This window comes from Marinobacter sp. LQ44 (genome assembly GCF_001447155.2).
In the GTDB taxonomy this organism is placed as follows: domain Bacteria; phylum Pseudomonadota; class Gammaproteobacteria; order Pseudomonadales; family Oleiphilaceae; genus Marinobacter.
In genome coordinates, this window is the sequence record NZ_CP014754.1 from 979,620 (window position 1) to 996,004 (window position 16,385).

General features: G+C 56.8%; 14 protein-coding genes. 4 read left to right on the forward strand and 10 right to left on the reverse strand.

The window, feature by feature from the left end; genetic code table 11:
- Positions 1-90: 90 nt before the first annotated feature.
- From ASQ50_RS04580 to cysQ, 4 genes are all read right to left on the reverse strand, one after another.
- Positions 91-3,216 (reverse strand): hypothetical protein, encoded by a 3,126-nt coding sequence (locus ASQ50_RS04580; RefSeq protein WP_058089921.1) that lies wholly within the window; start codon positions 3,214-3,216, stop codon positions 91-93.
- A 233-nt stretch (positions 3,217-3,449) separates the two neighbouring features.
- On the reverse strand, positions 3,450-4,721 hold the full coding sequence (locus tag ASQ50_RS04585; RefSeq protein ID WP_058089920.1) for a GGDEF domain-containing protein: 1,272 nt from the start codon (positions 4,719-4,721) through the stop codon (positions 3,450-3,452).
- A gap of 183 nt (positions 4,722-4,904) precedes the next feature.
- On the reverse strand, positions 4,905-5,384 hold the full coding sequence (gene rfaH, locus ASQ50_RS04590) for a transcription/translation regulatory transformer protein RfaH (protein ID WP_058089919.1): 480 nt from the start codon (positions 5,382-5,384) through the stop codon (positions 4,905-4,907).
- Between the two features lie 72 nt (positions 5,385-5,456).
- Complete coding sequence (gene cysQ, locus ASQ50_RS04595; protein WP_058089918.1) at positions 5,457-6,224, reverse strand: 3'(2'),5'-bisphosphate nucleotidase CysQ; 768 nt, start codon at positions 6,222-6,224, stop codon at positions 5,457-5,459.
- Positions 6,225-6,389: 165 nt separating this feature from the next.
- Here cysQ and ASQ50_RS04600 point away from each other — a divergent pair, with 165 nt between their 5' ends.
- Positions 6,390-7,040, forward strand: coding sequence for a transposase (locus ASQ50_RS04600; protein WP_068351376.1), 651 nt, complete (start codon positions 6,390-6,392; stop codon positions 7,038-7,040).
- A 60-nt stretch (positions 7,041-7,100) separates the two neighbouring features.
- Here the strand turns inward: ASQ50_RS04600 and ASQ50_RS04605 are convergent, their stop codons facing one another.
- The 3 genes from ASQ50_RS04605 to rlmE all read right to left on the reverse strand — a co-directional run bounded on the left by ASQ50_RS04605 (position 7,101) and on the right by rlmE (position 10,055).
- Entirely contained in the window at positions 7,101-8,462 is a 1,362-nt protein-coding gene (locus ASQ50_RS04605) for an MBL fold metallo-hydrolase RNA specificity domain-containing protein (protein ID WP_058089916.1), read from the reverse strand.
- A 229-nt stretch (positions 8,463-8,691) separates the two neighbouring features.
- Positions 8,692-9,330, reverse strand: coding sequence for a c-type cytochrome (locus ASQ50_RS04610; protein ID WP_058089915.1), 639 nt, complete (start codon positions 9,328-9,330; stop codon positions 8,692-8,694).
- Between the two features lie 98 nt (positions 9,331-9,428).
- Positions 9,429-10,055 carry a 23S rRNA (uridine(2552)-2'-O)-methyltransferase RlmE gene (gene rlmE / locus ASQ50_RS04615; protein WP_058089914.1) on the reverse strand — a complete coding sequence of 209 codons (627 nt, stop codon included), beginning with the start codon at positions 10,053-10,055 and terminating at the stop codon, positions 9,429-9,431.
- A gap of 170 nt (positions 10,056-10,225) precedes the next feature.
- Between rlmE and ASQ50_RS04620 the strand changes: the two genes are divergently transcribed.
- The 3 genes from ASQ50_RS04620 to ASQ50_RS04630 are packed head-to-tail and all read left to right on the forward strand — an operon-like array spanning position 10,226 to position 12,977.
- Complete coding sequence (locus ASQ50_RS04620; RefSeq protein ID WP_058089987.1) at positions 10,226-11,863, forward strand: NAD(P)/FAD-dependent oxidoreductase; 1,638 nt, start codon at positions 10,226-10,228, stop codon at positions 11,861-11,863.
- Complete coding sequence (locus ASQ50_RS04625; RefSeq protein WP_058089913.1) at positions 11,860-12,630, forward strand: TrmH family RNA methyltransferase; 771 nt, start codon at positions 11,860-11,862, stop codon at positions 12,628-12,630. The genes ASQ50_RS04620 and ASQ50_RS04625 overlap by 4 nt, the downstream gene beginning before the upstream one ends.
- Positions 12,627-12,977 (forward strand): hypothetical protein, encoded by a 351-nt coding sequence (locus ASQ50_RS04630; RefSeq protein WP_058089912.1) that lies wholly within the window; start codon positions 12,627-12,629, stop codon positions 12,975-12,977. Before ASQ50_RS04625 ends, ASQ50_RS04630 begins: the two co-directional genes overlap by 4 nt.
- A gap of 166 nt (positions 12,978-13,143) precedes the next feature.
- Here ASQ50_RS04630 and ASQ50_RS04635 read toward each other — a convergent pair whose 3' ends face one another.
- From ASQ50_RS04635 to ASQ50_RS20380, 3 genes are read right to left on the reverse strand one after another with little or no spacing between them, the layout of a single operon-like run.
- The gene (locus ASQ50_RS04635; protein ID WP_058089911.1) at positions 13,144-13,758 is read right to left on the reverse strand and encodes a DUF2931 family protein; all 615 of its coding nucleotides are present in this window, start codon (positions 13,756-13,758) and stop codon (positions 13,144-13,146) included.
- 32 nt (positions 13,759-13,790) lie between these two features.
- The gene (locus ASQ50_RS04640) at positions 13,791-14,381 is read right to left on the reverse strand and encodes a DUF2931 family protein (RefSeq protein ID WP_058089910.1); all 591 of its coding nucleotides are present in this window, start codon (positions 14,379-14,381) and stop codon (positions 13,791-13,793) included.
- Positions 14,371-16,113 (reverse strand): type VI secretion system PAAR protein, encoded by a 1,743-nt coding sequence (locus ASQ50_RS20380; RefSeq protein ID WP_156509975.1) that lies wholly within the window; start codon positions 16,111-16,113, stop codon positions 14,371-14,373. The genes ASQ50_RS04640 and ASQ50_RS20380 overlap by 11 nt, the downstream gene beginning before the upstream one ends.
- Between the last annotated feature and the right edge of the window lie 272 nt (positions 16,114-16,385).

Below are 16,385 nucleotides of genomic sequence, written 5' to 3' on the forward strand. Positions count from 1 at the left end.
CCCGTGTCTGGGCTGCCCCGGCGCCGATCCGCCGGGGCTTTGAATCGTTGTTGATACTGATCGTCTGATCTGTCGTTGCTGTTCAGGGTCTTAGCCGCCGAAGAGACCGCCCAAGCCGCCGTCCAGAAGGCCGCCCCCTTCCTCGCCAACATCTTCGGATTCATCAGGCTCCGCGCCGCCATCGGTCTGGCCGTCGCACTCCGGGTCACCCGGCGCGTTGCCGACATCCTGGACAACGCAATCATTGGTCACGTTGACGGTAAAGCTCGCCTCTGCGGTGGTTTTGGAACGGAACAGAGCCACCAGCTGCGCTGCCATTTCATCGAACACCGCGCTGGAACTGAATGGATCAGCGCCTTTCTGGCCGGCCGAGATCGGGTTGCCGTGGGAGCCTTCGAGGTAGCGAGTGATGATTGGCCGTGTGCCATCGTCACTCGCGCTGTCAATGCTCACCGCACCCATGAACCGGGCCATGGGGTCAGTACCAGCCAAAGGCGCTGGCAAGCTGTTAATCTGGAAACCGGCATCAGTGACCAGTTCCAGCGGCCCAAGATCGTAAAGCTCGGCATCTGCAGCATTCGGAATGGTGCCATCGGATGGACGGTCTGCATCGCCATCAATGCCCACGATTGAGGTGACCAAGGTGGCGCTGTTACCTGAGGATTCAAACAACGGGGCGAAAGCCGTGGGGTCGGTTGAATCCAGCAACGCCTGGAAGACGTTGAAGTAGATATTCAACTCGGTGCGCCCCTGGGCAAGGAGGCCGTCAGAGGCAGCATCCAGGCCCGGCAGCAGCACCGGCGCGATGGTATTACGGGAGTTTTCCGCTATCCGGGTGAACTGTCCGCCGGTGTTGAAGAACACTGACGCCAGGATCGGATTCAGGTCTGGATTGTCTCTGGCCGCAAGGTTGTTGATGACCGGGTACGGCACGCCACCCATGCCGCTGAGGGAATGGCTGATGAAGTACACACGATCTGTGTTGATATTCACACCATTCGAGCAGTCACCCGCAGTGGCACAGGCATCAATGGCACTTTCAATGGCGGGTAACAAGGCATTGATATGCAGCAGGTCAAGAGCGCCCTGGCGCATGTTGTCACGGGTATTGGCGTAGTTGGTGAAATTCAGGAACAGGCTGCCGGACTCCGGATCTGTTACCTGATCTGCCGGCACTGCCTGCATAGCCTCGTTCGCGGTGAACCCGAAGTGACGTTCGGTGGCATCCGGCGAGGCATTTGGCTGCATGCCAATTTCGACCATACCCGGGGTTTGTTCCGGGTTGTCTTCATCCCGGGCACTGGTGGCAGCCTCACCAAACACACCGTTCAGCGGCATGTCGATGCCAACGGTCACGAAGCAATCCCCACTGTTGCTCGGCGCACCACCGCTGTCCGCCAGGCACAGCAAACCCGCTGCGGTTGCCATCGGAAGGATGGCTGAGCGATCCTGAGTGGCCGCGTGCTGGTAGATGATGACCGGATAACCGGCTGCGGGCCCCGCCCCGAAGGCAGGATCAGGCGTTCCTACAATGATCGGAATTTTGGTATCGGCCTGCTTCTGCGCAAACGGGAAGCGGTAGCTGACTCGGTTGGATTTAGCCTGGGGGAGCTCAGGGTTGTCAGTAAAATCTGCCGGCAGCCAGGAACCAGTCTGCAACGGTGAACCGTCAGCGCCGTCAGGGAGCTGCTGGTAGTACGGCAAGGTGATTTCACCTTCGTAAACCTGCAGGTTCACGTTGATTTCGGTAAGGAACAGGTCTGCAGCCGTTTGCTCAAGGGCCGGATTGACCTCACCACCGTCTTTTTGGCTGAAGAAACGAACCGGGGAGGGTTCTTCCGCTCCGGGGGCCCTGGGGATGGGAGTGATAGCGGCAATCTGTTCTGCCAATTCCGCAGCTCTTTGGGAGAAGTCCACCACTTCTTCAACGGCTTGGGTTGCGGCCGCCTGCAGAGTAAAGGCCAGTTGCCGGTCAGCAGCTTCATCGGCGACCAGATCGGTGTATCGGAGTTGGATGCCATTTTCATTGGCAATGGTCAGGATCTCCGCCAGCTCCTCGTCGTACAAACGGAAACTGGTATCCGTCAGCAAGCTGAACATACGTTGATTGATCTGCTGATGCTGTTCATCCGCGCCCGCAAGCTCCTGACCGGAGAAATTAAAGCCGCCCGCGAAGACCTGGCTGAGAACGGATTTCTTGCGCTCGGTCATCAAGTTCTGCCTCAACCACGCTGCCGGTGCTGCATTGGCCAGAAGCACATCTTCAACAGCGGTTGTGGTGAAGCTGATCGCAAAGGTCACATCACTGAAGGTGGAAGCTTCTGCGCCGCCACCTCCGAGCTCACGCTTGAAATTAAAGAAATCGCTACCCCATGCCCTGGCGGGCAACATGGAATCCCGGAATGGCTGAAGGGCCGGGTTGCTAAGAACAAATTCCGGATTGGATGCGGTCTCGAAGCGACTTTCTCTCACCAGCGGGTCGCCGTCCTTGTCCACAATCTTGTTGCCCAGAACCACCGCATACTTGGTTTTCGGCTTCAGTGGCTTGATGGGCAGCAGGCGAATGGCGTTATTCTGGGATCCGCCAGCAGCGCCGGCCGGGCCGTTCGCATCCACGGTAATGATTTCAACGCGGAAGCGCTCTTCCAGCAGGCTTTGGTAGATCTCATCTGCCGCCTCTGTGTTGCCCTCCGCTTCCAGACGTTTGGCCAGGCGATAGCGATCGGCGGCAACAATGCCGCCCACTTCGCGGGACTGCTGGAACACACTGTCGCCAGACGGGAATTCGATTTCCAGGACGTAGATGTTCTGATTCGGGTTAGGCACCACTTCGCCATCGATCTCGACGAAGTTTCGGGCGTCCAATATCTGGTTAGGGTCCAGGCTGTCGCTGATCTTGATATCGAACGGTGCGAGGATGGAGTTGCCGTCCACAAAACCCAAACCGGTGGTAACCGGGTTGGCAGGATCGCTGCCGTTGAGCATGGTTCCGTCCAGCTCGGGGTTCAGGAAGAACAGCGGATCGCTGGGTAGCGGGAACGCCGTCTCCAGTGGCCTGAAAATGGGCCGGGTACCGTCAGCAATGCTGTTCGGGTTGCTGATGTTATACGTCGGGTTAGCGTTTGTGTTGGTTTTGCCTCCGCTTTCCAGACACCCGGTGAGTGCAGTGCTGGCGGCGAGGGCGGTGATGAGTGCTCTGTGTTTAAATCTAGCCATTGTGACCATCTCTCCTGCTTATTTTTGTCTTTATGGCAAGACAGACTCCTTTCTACCAAGCCTTTACAGAAAAAGTCTATCGCATAATATAACTCATTCCAACCTTTTTGATGCAAATATGAGCCGTTCATAGCGACACATCTACCCTATAATACAATTTATGCTTTATTTTCAGACGATTAAGAAGAAAGAGTGAACAGATATTCAATTCTTAGCGGATGCAGATTGCCTGGTCAGGCGACTTTGGACTGTGCCAACACCCGATTTCGGCCTGCTTGCTTGGCTTTGTACAAAGCCTCATCGGCGCGCTTAACCAGGCTTTGAGCAGTATCACGGGGGGTGAATTCGGCAACACCCAAACTGATGGTGACAGAACGGCACACCTCAAAATGGGCGGTTTCCACTGCTTTTCGAACGTTTTCGGCAACCACCATGGCGTTGTCCAGGGTGGTTTCTGACAGGATCACAAGAAATTCTTCTCCGCCCCAACGGCCTAATACATCGGTGGCCCGTATCGCCCCGGCTGATAGCCGGGCCACTTCCTGCAGCACCACATCACCCACGTCGTGGCCGTAGGTATCGTTGAAAGACTTGAAATGATCGATATCGAATAGCACGACGGACAGAGGGTTGCGGTAGCGCTGGGAACGCTCAATTTCCTTTACCAGAGACTCTTCGGCAAAGCCCCGATTGGTCAGGCCGGTCAGCTTATCGGTTCTGGCCTGGCTGAGAATACCGTTCAGATAACTGTGGCGCTCCAGAATGATGGAGGTGACAAACAGGTAGTTTGCAATTCTGTTGCTATCCGGCAGAGGAAAGCCGTCATTGAAGCTCAGGATATCAAAGGTGCCCAGCACACTACCGTCTATCTTTTTGATGGGAAAGGAATGCCAGGTCTGCACGGCTTCCGGTAATCGGGCAGCCGGGGGCTGATCCCGATGCTTTTGTGCAGTGGACTCCCGCCTGACAACCACTTGTTCGCCCAGCAAAGCGGATGTGGCGTGGGGGGCACTTCCATGCACCAGCCTCGCTTCGCTGAACTGCCGGGCAACCGCCTCTTTGATGCCTTGGTGCCAGGCCAGCTTGAGTGTTTTGGTGTTCTGGTCCAGCACGGAGATGCCAAAGGCCATCCAGAGGGTCGACTCCGGGCTCGGGTGAAGCAGTTCGAAGGCTTTTTCGAGCCCCTTTGACAGATCCCCCTCGTTGAGGATCGATTTGATGATGCGGTTTTCCTGCTCGGCAGGGGTCACTGCAAGTGAGGAATCCGGGTCGCAAGCGATCGAGGCCGAGCTGCGAAGATCATCCAGTGACGACGCCACTTCACTATGCTCATTGCTCAATTGCGCTACACGGGCATTCAACCGCTTCAACTGCTGGGTGGAAGTGGTTCTCAGCGATCTGATATCGGCCTTGAGCCTCACCACACTGGCAAGTAGTGCTGCGGCGAGCACCAGCACAGACAGACCGATCAACATTGCAAACGGCTGATCCAGATATTCGGCCAAGCGTGATCACCATCCTTAGATTACGTCTTACCCCGAGTGCCTTTCATAACGCATCGCGGTTGCCGACAACACATCGACTAATCAACATGCTGCCTTTAGCCCACTGCCGGATTCAGTATGGTTTGTGTAATGATAGAAAGAGAAATGTGAATTCGCGTAATAGCTCACACTTTACCTTCGTTGCTAGCGACGGATAACGGAAACCGGCACCTTTACCTGCTGCTGCTTCTGCATAAAGGTGATCAGAACGATGGCTCGCTCCTCACCATCGTAGGCCTGAAAGATAGCGCTGATACCCTTAAACGGCCCTTCGTCCAACTCGACCGGCTGGCCCGGCTTGATACCGCCCTGCTCCGCGACTTTATCCAGGCTGATTTTGATGTGCTCAATCACCTCATCGGCAATGGCGGCCGGCTTGTTGGCAAATCCCACGATACGAGCAACCCCTCGGGTGGAGCGAAGCTTCGACCACATGGGATCGGTCTGCTCCAGGTTCACAAACAGGTAACCGGGAAACAGCGGCTCCAGCTTCCTGGTCCGCTTGCCGGCCCGAATCTTCTCCACCTCAATCTTCGGGTAGAAGCAGGAAACCTCTTGATTCTGCAAATGCTGCAGTGCCCGATCTCCTTGCGCCGGTTTGTGTTGCAAAGCATACCAAGTCATGAAACATCCATTTTTGGGGTCAGACCCCAGAACATTTGATCAGGTGAAATGTCTTGGGGTCTGACCCCAACTTCAAAAATACCAGCTACCCGCCGCAATGAAATGCGGATTCAGCACATCTTCCTTACCGTATTTCAGGGGTTCGCCCTGGGGCGTTTGCACGTTGCCGCCAGCGGCCAGGAGGATGGCGTGGGCGGCGGCGGTGTCCCATTCGCTGGTGGGCCCCATGCGGGGATAGATATCGGCATGGCCCTCCGCTATACGGCAGAACTTCAGGGAGCTGCCCGCCTGCACGGTTTCGTGGGGGCCGAGGGTATCAATGAAGGCGCGGGTTTCATCGTTCAGGTGGTTTTTGCTCGCCACCACTCGCAATGTTTCCCGGGGTTCCACCACGCGAATGCGGTGTATGCGGCCAGTGCGATCACGCATGCTGGCACCCTCGCCTTTAATGCCCCAGAAGGCTTCTTTCAATGCTGGCGCCGTGACCACGCCCATCACCGGCTCGCCGTCTTCGATCATGGCGATGTTGACGGTGAACTCCCCGGTGCGCTGGGTGAAATCCTTGGTGCCGTCGATGGGGTCAATTAACCAGAAACGACGCCAGTGTTTGCGCTCTTCCCAGGGAATCTCTGCGCCTTCTTCCGACAAGATCGGGATATCCCGCGTGAGGTTACGAAGCCCCTTCATAATGATGTCGTGGCTGGCCGTGTCAGCAGCGGTGATGGGTGACTGATCTTCCTTGTAATTCACCTTGAAATCGGACTGGTAGATATGCAGCGCCTTCTCGCTGGCTTCATCTGCAATTCTGATCACTTCCGGAAGAATAGAGCTGTAATACATGTTTGCGTCCTGCTGGCCGTATCTGCCTCAATAATAGCAAATTTTGGGGTCAGACCCCCGGACATTTGATGGGGTAAAATGTCTTGGGGTCTGACCCCAACTTGAATTTTTGGGCGGGTTGCGGCAGATTGTTGTGGTTATAAATCAATTCACAAGGACTGTGAGATGCCCCGCCGACCACGGATTTGCCCGGCCGGGATGCCCCAGCATGTTATTCAGCGGGGGAATAACCGGCAGGAATGTTTTCAGGATCTGGCCGATCACGCCACTTATGCAACCTACCTTTCCCGCTACCAGCGTGAGTTCCAGGTGGATATTCACGCCTGGGTGCTGATGAGCAACCATACCCATCTGTTAGTGACGCCCAACGCTGAGGGCGCGCTTTCAAGCCTGATGAAGGCGGTTGGTCAACGCTACGCCCAATATTACAACCACAAGTATGACCGCACCGGTACCTTGTGGGAGGGGCGGTTCAAATCCTGCCTGGTGGATACCGATCAGTACTTTCTGCAATGCCAGCGGTATATCGAGCTGAACCCGGTTAAGGCGGGCATGGTGGAGTATGCCGGCGACTATCAATGGTCCAGCTATAACTGCCATGCCTATGGGATGCGTTCGGGTATGCATACGCCACACGACTGCTACCTGAACTTTCAGCCCGATGCCGAAAGGCGTTTCGTCAGCTACCGCGCCTTTATCGCTAGCCCCGCGCCAGAGGGAATGGATGAGCAGATTCACTATGCAGCCATCTCTGGCAAGCCGTTAGGGTCTGAGGAATTTCGGGAACGTATCAAGGCGAAATTCGGAGAGTTCTAATTTGGGGTCAGACCCCAGGACATTTGATGGAGTGAAATGTCCGGGGGTCTGACCCCAATTTTATATTTCGACTTCTTCGAAGAGTTCGGGCACCTCGGCGGGCCAGCCGAATTTCTCGGTGATGCGTTTGCGCATGGTGTCGCTGGCGACGGGTTCGCCGTGGGTGACGTAGACTTTTTCTGGTTTCAGGGTGCCCTGCTCCAGCCAGGCCAGGATTTCGTTGTAGTCGCCGTGGGCGCTCATGGAATCGAGGTTGTGGATTTCCGCTTTCACTGGCCAGTATTCGCCGTGGATTTTGACGGATTCGGCACCGCTCACCAGCGCATCGCCACGGGTACCCGGCGCCTGGAAGCCGGCGAACACCACGCTGTTGCGGGGATTAGGCAACAGGGTTTTCAGGTGGTGCAGCACGCGGCCGCCGGAGGCCATGCCACTGGCAGACACGATCACGCAGGGGTAGCGCACGGCGTCCAGCTCGATGGATTCCTCAACCGTGCGGACAAATTCGGTTTTTTCATCCATCAGCTCGCACTGGGCGCGGTTTAGTTTGTGTTCTTTGTGATGCTGGCAAAATATTTCTGTGGCTTTGATGGCCATCGGGCTGTTCAGGTACACCGGCAGTTTCGGGATTTTGCCCTGCCCCATGAGTTTGTGAATCACGTACAGGAGCATCTGGGCGCGGCCCACCGCAAACGCGGGCATTAACACGATGCCTCCCCGGCCGGAGGTTTTGGTGATGATCTCGGCCAGGTCGCCTTCGGGGTCTGACTCTCCATGAGTCCGGTCGCCGTAAGTGGATTCGCACACCAGAACGTCCGCATGCTGCAACGGCTCGGGTGGTCGCATAATGAGATCGTTCTGGCGCCCTACATCACCGCTGAACACCACCGTGCGGGCGGCGCCTTTGTGGTGAACATGCACGCAGGATGAACCCAGGATGTGCCCCGCCGGAGTGAAGCTCACCTCAAAGCCTTTCACGGGCTCGAACTTCTCGTGGTAGTGCAGAGACTCAAAGTGTTTCAGGGCTTCCCGGGCGTCTTTTTCGGTGAACAGCGGCTCGGGTTTTTCGTGTTTGGAGAATTTCTTCCGGAACGCGTACTTGGCGTCTTCTTCCTGCAGGAAGCCGGCATCTGGCAGCAGCACTTTGCACAACTCGTGGGTGGCTTTGGTGCAGTAGATCCTGCCCTTGAAGCCGTTTTTTACAAGTGCTGGCAGGTAGCCGGAGTGATCAATGTGGGCGTGAGTGAGCACTACAGCATCGATGGTTGAGGGGTCCACCGGAAACGTCGCCCAGTTTCGCCGCCGCAAGGTTTTTACCCCCTGATACATGCCGCAATCCACCAGCAAGCGGTGGTTTTCATCCGAGAGTAAATAGCGTGAACCAGTGACGGTGCCTGTGCCGCCGAGGAAGCGAAGTTTCATAGGCCTGTAAATCCTTGTCCGGTGGATAATAATTTCAGCTTAGCGCAAAAATACTACCGGGTCTGTCCCTGGGGTCTGTCCCCGAACGGGGACTGACCCACTTTTGCCCGTCTGTTGCACTAAGCCAGAGCCAATGGGTTCCAAAATGGGTCAGTCCCCGTTCGGGGACTGCCCCCTGGGAGACGGGCCGCGGTAAAAGTGGGTCAGTCCCGGTTCGGGGACAGACCCTTTAAAGGCCTTGCAGATAGGCGGCAAGGGCCTGGATATCTGTTTCAGATAACACAGCGGAAATACCAATCATTGGGGACGTATGCTTTGTTGGGTCCATGCCCTGGAAGCGTTTCAGCGCCAGAGTGACGTATTCCGCAGGCTGGCTGGCCAGGCGAGGCATGTCGCGGAAGCCTTCGGCGGTTTTGCCGTGGCAGGCGGCGCAGCGCTGATCGTAGAACTGCCCTCCCTTTTCGGCAAGCCTGGGATCGGCGCCTTGGCGGGGCTGGGCTTTCTGTTCGCTGTAAAACACGGCGATATTGATGCGCTCTTCGACGGTGAGCGTTTTCGCCAGCTGAGACATTACGTAATCCTCACGGGCACCGCTGCCGAATTTCTCGAACTGCTCAAACAGATACAAAGGGTGCTGGCCTGCCAGGTTGGGAATGTAGTCGCGTTTACTGTTGCCGTCGCGGCCATGGCAATAGCCACAGAAGCGGATGCGTTCTTCGCCGGCATCGTAGCTGGCTTGCCGGCGCTCATCGTCGGCGACAATGTCTTCCAGTTGGGCCAAGGCGCTGTAGACGGAGGAGGCGCCGGCCAAGGGTGTGAGTGCCAGTAAAGCGATAAAAAGCAGGAATTGAATTGAGCGGTTTTGCATTCGTATTGCCCAGATGAATTTTGATGGGCAAAGGATAACGACGGGGCTGCGGTGTGATCTTGCGAAAGATCAATTAAATGGGAGTTTGGGGACAGACCCTAAACAGCCCCCTTAAACCCCTTACCCACCAAATAAACCTCCCGCGAGCGGGCTCTTGAGGAGTCGGGTTTTCTGACGACGACCTTGGTGAAGACATCGCGCATGGCTTTAACGTAGTCGTCGTAACCCTCACCATGGAAGACTTTGGCGACGAAGCTGCCTTTGGGCTTGAGGATCTGGCAGGCCATGTCCAGAGCCAGTTCCACCAGGTACATGGAGGCAGCCTGGTCGGCGGCGTTGACGCCGCTGATGTTGGGGGCCATGTCTGAGATGACCACATCGGCCCTGGCGCCATCCAGAATCGCCATAATCTGGTCAAAAACTTCCTGCTCGGTGAAGTCACCCTGGATGAATTCAACGCCGGCGATGGGGTCCATATGCAGGATGTCGGAGGCCACGACCCGGCCTTTGTGGCCAACCAGTTTGGCCGCCACCTGGGACCAGCCGCCGGGCGCGGAGCCCAGGTCCACCACCAGATTGGTAGGCTGGATTAGCCGGTCTTTTTCGTTGATTTCCAGCAGTTTGTAACTGGCACGGGAACGGTAACCGTCCTGTTGCGCTTGTTTCACAAAGGGGTCGTTAACGTGCTCTTCGAGCCAGCGGTTACTGCTTTTGGAACGGGCCATGGTTTGCTATCTGCGTTAATGCGGAAAAAGGGCATTGTACGCTGCCACCGGCGTTGCCGCAAAAGCACCGGCGCCTGACAAGTACCCATCTCCAAAGTACAATGGCGGCCATTCTGACTTTCATTCCAACCCTAATCCGCCGGGCAGTCGCCGGGCGGCCTGGACACACCATGATTCGCGTTACCGAACTGGCTTTACCCCTTGACCACCCCGAGGCTGCCCTGAAAGCGGCGCTGCTGCATCGCCTGAAACTGAAGAACGATGAGCTGCTGGAGTTCACCGTCTTCAAACGCAGCTACGACGCCCGCAAGAAGAACACCGAAATCAAGTTTGTTTACATCATTGATCTCGAAGTAAAAGACGAGGCTGCCGTGCTGGCCCGTTTCGCCGACGACACCCACGTTCGCCCGGCGCCGGATACCGCCTATTACCCGGTAGCCCAGGCGCCTGCTGGTTTGGAACAGCGGCCGGTTGTGGTCGGGCTTGGCCCCTGCGGTTTGTTTGCGGCTTTGTTGCTGGCGCAGATGGGTTTCAAGCCGATTGTGTTGGAGCGGGGCAAAGATGTACGCCGGCGCACCAAAGACACCTGGGCACTTTGGCGTAAAAAGCAGCTGTCGCCGGAATCCAATGTGCAGTTTGGTGAGGGCGGTGCCGGGCTGTTCTCTGATGGCAAACTGTACAGCCAGATCAAAGATCCCAAGTTTTACGGCCGCAAAGTGATGGCGGAGTTCGTGAAAGCCGGCGCGCCGGAAGAAATCCTGTACGTGAGCAAGCCCCATATCGGCACCTTCCGGCTGACCGGCGTGGTGTCCAAAATGCGTGAAGAGATCATTCGCCTGGGTGGCGAGATTCGCTTCGAACAGAAAGTCACCGACCTGCTGGTGGACAATGGCCAGGTAAAAGGAGTGGAACTGGCCAGTGGCGAGCAGCTGATGAGCCGGCACGTGGTGATGGCCCTCGGCCACAGCGCCCGTGAGACGTTCCGCATGCTGCACCAACGCGGCGTATTTCTGGAAGCCAAGCCGTTCGCCATCGGGTTTCGGATTGAGCATCCGCAAGGCCTCATCGACCAGGCCCGGCTGGGCAAATACGCCGGCCACCCGGCACTGGGCGCAGCGGATTACAAGCTGGTGTACCACGCCAGCAACGGTCGTGCGGTGTACAGCTTCTGCATGTGTCCCGGCGGCACCGTGGTAGCGGCCACTTCGGAACCGGGGCGAGTGGTTACCAACGGCATGAGCCAGTATTCCCGGAACGAACGTAACGCCAACTCCGGTATTGTGGTGAACATTGACCCAAACAAAGACTTCCCGGGTGGCCCGCTGGCCGGCGTTGAACTGCAGGAGCAACTGGAAGCCAACGCCTACAAACTGGGCGGCAGCGATTACTGCGCACCTGGGCAACTGGTGGGGGATTTCATCGCGGGTAAGCCGTCTGAAAAACTCGGCGAGGTGGTTCCGTCCTACAAACCCGGTATTCGATTAGGCGACTTGGCGCCTTCCCTGCCCGCCTATGCCATTGACGCCATTCGTGAAGCCCTGCCCGCCTTCGGCCGGCAGATTCGCGGTTTCGACCGGGCCGATGCGGTGTTGACCGGCATTGAAACCCGCACCTCCTCCCCCGTGCGCATCACCCGCGACCGAGACACCCTGCAAAGCCTGAACACCCGCGGCTTGTACCCGGCCGGAGAAGGCGCAGGTTACGCTGGCGGTATCTTGTCTGCCGGGGTGGATGGCATCAAAGTGGCCGAAGCGGTGGCCAAAGCCATGATGGCTGAGCTGGACACCGCCGGGAGCAATCCATCGTGAAGCTGGACGACATCAAGAAACTGCACCAGAAGAAATACCGCCAGGCCTTCGGACATTTTCTGGTGGAGGGTGAGCATCTGGTGTTGGAGCTGGAGAAGGCTTGTGGACAGGCACCATCTACCTGGGGGCAAGCGCAGCTCTATGTCACCAGCGCCTACGAACACTGGCGCAGCCCCTGGCCGAAACACCTGATCAGCGACCGGCAGATGGCCCTACTGGCCGACACCAAAACGCCTCAAGGTATCCTGGCGGTGGTACCAATGCCGCCGGCGTCAACGGAAAGCACCGCCCCCGGCGAAAAAGCCGTTTACCTGCACGAAGTCCAGGACCCCGGCAACCTGGGCACCATCTTGCGCACCCTGGCCTGGTTCGGGGGCATGCGCTGCCTGCTCAGCCCTGGCAGCGTAGATCCGTTCAACCCGAAAGTGGTCCGCGCCAGCATGGGCGCGATTTTTCACGTGCCGATCGAAACCGAGGTGTCATTGGATTCCCTCGCCCGGCGCTATCCCCGCATCGCCTGCCTGGACATTGGCGGCGAAGCCATCGCCACGCCGGCTTTCGCAGACCACGACTGTTACCTGTTCGGCAACGAAGCCCGAGGTGTGCCGCAGGAAGCTTTGAATGAACTGGCCGCCCAGCGTTTCACCATTCCCGGAGCGGCGAAGATCGAATCCCTGAATCTGGCGTCTGCGGTAAACATGGCGGTTTATGAGCTGAACCGGGGCACCATCGCCAACGTTGCATCCCCCTTCAAGGCAAACCAATGATTCGTAAATACGTGATCGGAACCCTTTCCCTCGGAGTATTCCTCGCCTTCATCCTGGCCATGGTGCTGATGGTGCAACTGCACCGCTACGGCATCGCCGTGGACGTCGCCCGCCTCGAAAACCTGCAAACCTGGGCCGGCGACGACGAACAGCGACAGGCGCAGATGCAGAGATACTTCGAACATTGCATCGACAACCACCGAGACCCGGAAGACAAACGCAGCCCGGAGCATATTCGCTCTTTGTACCAATGCGCAGAAGACCATGGCTCCGCCGAGATCGCCCAGGTAGTCCGGCAAGCGCCCAACACCGTAAAGGCCCCGGCACCCCTGCGCTGGTTCTGGTAATCCAGGTTGGGGTCAGACCCCAGAACATTTGATGGGGTGAAATGTCTTGGGGTCTGACCCCATGCTATTCTGACGGGTACGCGAGATAGAGCGTCAGAATGAGCGCGCCGGCACACGTTAACTGACTGGTTCGCTCGGCCATGAAGTATCTTAATTTTCAACATTGCTACTTGGCCGATGAATCAGCCATACCAGGCGGTAATGGAATCGAACCTTCTCTGACATGCTGATAGGTTATGTCCTCGTACCACGCAGGATTACCCTCAACAACTTCGGCGACAACGTTTTCTGCCAGAGGTATGTGAAAGTCGTGGCTGCGGTCGTAATTGCAGGTGTTACAGAACGCCTCCCACCAGGCAAGCGCTTCTCCCTTACCCGAAAACCCAACAATCAGAGTATGACTATAGTCCTCAAGCGGGTAGTCCCGATACCACTGGCGTAAATTGCCATCGAGGTCATCGGGTAGCGAGAAAGTGACTTCATAGAACGTTTGGGTTCGGAAAGAAAACCAGCGGGCCTGCACGGTTCTAGGGGCAGGTTTAGGACTTATCCCCACGACGCCCCCTCCCGGGGGGATATGGTCATAACCACCACGCAGTGACCCGCCACGAGCGCTCCATATTTCATCGAAGGAAATATCTTCTACCCAAACTGGCCATCCCTGCGGCCCACCCGCAACAGAAACGGCAAAGTCGTACTCGCGGGGCTCGGAGGAACAGGCCGAAGCAAAGATCGGTAGCAGGATGATGAAGATTGCTCCAACAGCCGGGCCCTTACACATGCACCTCTCCTGTCTCCTTGTCCATGGAATGGCTACCACGGCGACGGCATACTTCCCTCATCAATCAACTCCTGAGTTTGCAATCGATAGCCGCTCGGATCCCCTTCAACCACTTCGGCCTGGACGTCTTCGATCAGCGGGGTGTTGAAATCGTGACTGCGATCATAGTTGCAGGCATTACAGAAAGCCTCCCACCAAGCCAGCGCCTCGCCCTTACCGGAAAATCCGATAATCAAGGTATGGATATACTCGTCACGTGGGTAGTCCCGAAACCACTTACGCAACTGGTCATCAAGATCCTCCGGCAGCGATAGGGTAACTTCATAGAATGTCTGGGTGCGGTAGGAGAACCAACGGGCATGCACGGTGCTGGGGGCAGGCTTGGGGCCCAATATGGCCACACCACCCATTGGAGGGAGTTGATCGAAACCATGTTCAATTCCCCCAGCCGGTACCCTCCAAGATTGATCAACTATTACTTCGTCAACCCACACAGGCCACCCTTCGGGGCCTCCCGCCACAGACACGGCAAAGTCATATTCCCGAGGTTCCGAGGAGCAAGCTGTTACCAAGACCAGCAATAGAAATGAAAAGGCTACCCTTGCCGTAATGTTATTGCGCATGAGCAACTCCTTTGCTGAGCGGGGTTATGGCCTTAGTTGGCCGGTTGAAAAACACTGTTCGATTACCAGAGGGGTCCGGCTCCAGACCAAGCCGGTAGATGCTGTCAGAGGTGTGGATATATCCACCCAGGTAATCTCTTGACGCATCAAGTAATCCCCCACTTGTATGCCAACTGCTCAGAGCGGCCTGCAAGTCTTGAGGGATTTGGAAGTCCTTGTTGTTGGTATTCATCTGCCTGAGTGGCACGTCGCTCTGCAACGCGAATTCGTACATCCGATGCAGGTTATAGATAGCCAACTCCTTACGGGTATGCCTACGCTCCTGCACGTGGATATCTCCATTTGGCTGCGGCACCGCCACCACAGCCCGGCCTGGGCGCGCGTACTTCGCCTCAAGTTGCGGAATGGCTGTGCGTTGAGTATGGCCGCCGTCCGCAAGACCCGAGTGGATGCCCAGAACGATCTTCTCAATATTCTCGAAGCCCTTGTCTGGATTTTCATAACCGCCGCCCACATCGGAATGGGCACCCGGTACGGCTATTTCCTTAAAGTGGGATGGCCCATTGCCATCTGCATCGAGAATACTACTGAGTGGGAAATTCTTGCGGATCTCATGATGGGCCGTAAGGTGCACCACCCGTTCGGCACTGCTGGGCGAAAGATTCAGGTTAAAGTCGATGTTGGCGTTGTCTCCGGGCAGGTAAAAACTACCCACAGTGTCAAACAGGCCGACGAAATTTACCCGGGCCTTCACACCAGGAGGGAAAGCCGATACCGATTTGACCCCCAGCATCGGCGCAAACAAAGAGGCGCCCTTAAACTGGGGCAGCAGGACCGTTTCAGGTTGTTCATTGATCAGATTGACAAAATGCCGGGCCAGGGCCGCGCCACGGCTGAAGCCGAATACATCGAAGACTACTTCGTCGTAATCCCCGGAAAATATATCTCTTCGCATTCGTTCAAGTGCATAGCCTATTCTGTCATGCCCCCCTTCCGGCCCGATGCCCAATCCCAAACCCATCAGGTCGTCCTGGGACTCAAATCCATCCGGAGTGTGCTTGCCATCAATGGTACCCGGCCCACGAACATAGACCCTCCGGATATTAGTCGTCTCCCTGTAAAGGTCATACAACTTCGCCACATTCGTCACATCGCGGTTCGCCAGGATCTGGTCATGGCCTCGATGGTTGCCAGTGCCATCAAAAAACAGCCCCAGGCGAAGGGTTTTGCCAGACTCATCAATATCCTTGCTGGCCTGAGAAGGGGTTGCGGCTGAGCCAGCCCCTCCACCATCGTGGCTGGACGTGCTATTGCGCAGCTGCGCGCCGGAAGAGGCCTGTGTGCCGTTTGAGCGTGTTTCTGCTGTACTGGATTCTGAGCTCAAAGGCGCAGAGTGAGAATTTGCCCCCGAAACACCAGAGAATGGCAATGGCGCATGGGTATCGCCTACCACCACGCTACTGCTGCCAATGGTGACTCCACCACAGGAAATCGCACCACCGTTTGTAGCAACGGGTAACCCGTTAATGAAAACCGTGCTTGAACCGGAAGCAATAGTACGCGGATGAGGGGAATGCTTGGGTTTGGAGTGCGGGGCAAGTTGGTCACCTACCCGAGCGACGGGCTTGCCGTCGATGAATACATCCGGGGAACTATTGATTACCGGGGTGGGCGGGAAACCCTCGTGGTCGGTACCTAGATCCCCCAACAGCACAACTTTCTTGCCGCTCATGGCTTTGCTCCTTGCTTCTTCCTTGATACCCGAATAATCCCGGGGTTCCTTGACGGGCAATCCTGCCCTTATACAAACTCTATTCTGACCGCATGCGCTCCTTATGCAGCGACGCAGAGTGTATCAGCATGACTCGGCCTGGCGGAAGTATCACCCGGCTTGATCCTGACCGGCAACGGAATATTAAGCCCCCATCATTCTCCCATGATTCGCGCGGCCCGTTCATCCATGCAGCTTCGGACAAACGTTTTCACGACGTCCTGGTCCCCAGA

Coding starts and splice junctions, on each gene's coding strand:
- rfaH (WP_058089919.1), bottom strand. CDS start 5,384: ATGACTTGGTATGCTTTGCAACACAAACCGGCGCAAGGAGATCGGGCA.
- ASQ50_RS04640 (WP_058089910.1), bottom strand. CDS start 14,381: ATGCGCAATAACATTACGGCAAGGGTAGCCTTTTCATTTCTATTGCTG.
- ASQ50_RS04630 (WP_058089912.1), top strand. CDS start 12,627: ATGATTCGTAAATACGTGATCGGAACCCTTTCCCTCGGAGTATTCCTC.
- cysQ (WP_058089918.1), bottom strand. CDS start 6,224: ATGTATTACAGCTCTATTCTTCCGGAAGTGATCAGAATTGCAGATGAA.
- ASQ50_RS20380 (WP_156509975.1), bottom strand. CDS start 16,113: ATGAGCGGCAAGAAAGTTGTGCTGTTGGGGGATCTAGGTACCGACCAC.
- ASQ50_RS04610 (WP_058089915.1), bottom strand. CDS start 9,330: ATGCAAAACCGCTCAATTCAATTCCTGCTTTTTATCGCTTTACTGGCA.
- ASQ50_RS04605 (WP_058089916.1), bottom strand. CDS start 8,462: ATGAAACTTCGCTTCCTCGGCGGCACAGGCACCGTCACTGGTTCACGC.
- ASQ50_RS04620 (WP_058089987.1), top strand. CDS start 10,226: ATGATTCGCGTTACCGAACTGGCTTTACCCCTTGACCACCCCGAGGCT.
- ASQ50_RS04600 (WP_068351376.1), top strand. CDS start 6,390: ATGCCCCGCCGACCACGGATTTGCCCGGCCGGGATGCCCCAGCATGTT.
- ASQ50_RS04580 (WP_058089921.1), bottom strand. CDS start 3,216: ATGGCTAGATTTAAACACAGAGCACTCATCACCGCCCTCGCCGCCAGC.
- ASQ50_RS04635 (WP_058089911.1), bottom strand. CDS start 13,758: ATGTGTAAGGGCCCGGCTGTTGGAGCAATCTTCATCATCCTGCTACCG.
- rlmE (WP_058089914.1), bottom strand. CDS start 10,055: ATGGCCCGTTCCAAAAGCAGTAACCGCTGGCTCGAAGAGCACGTTAAC.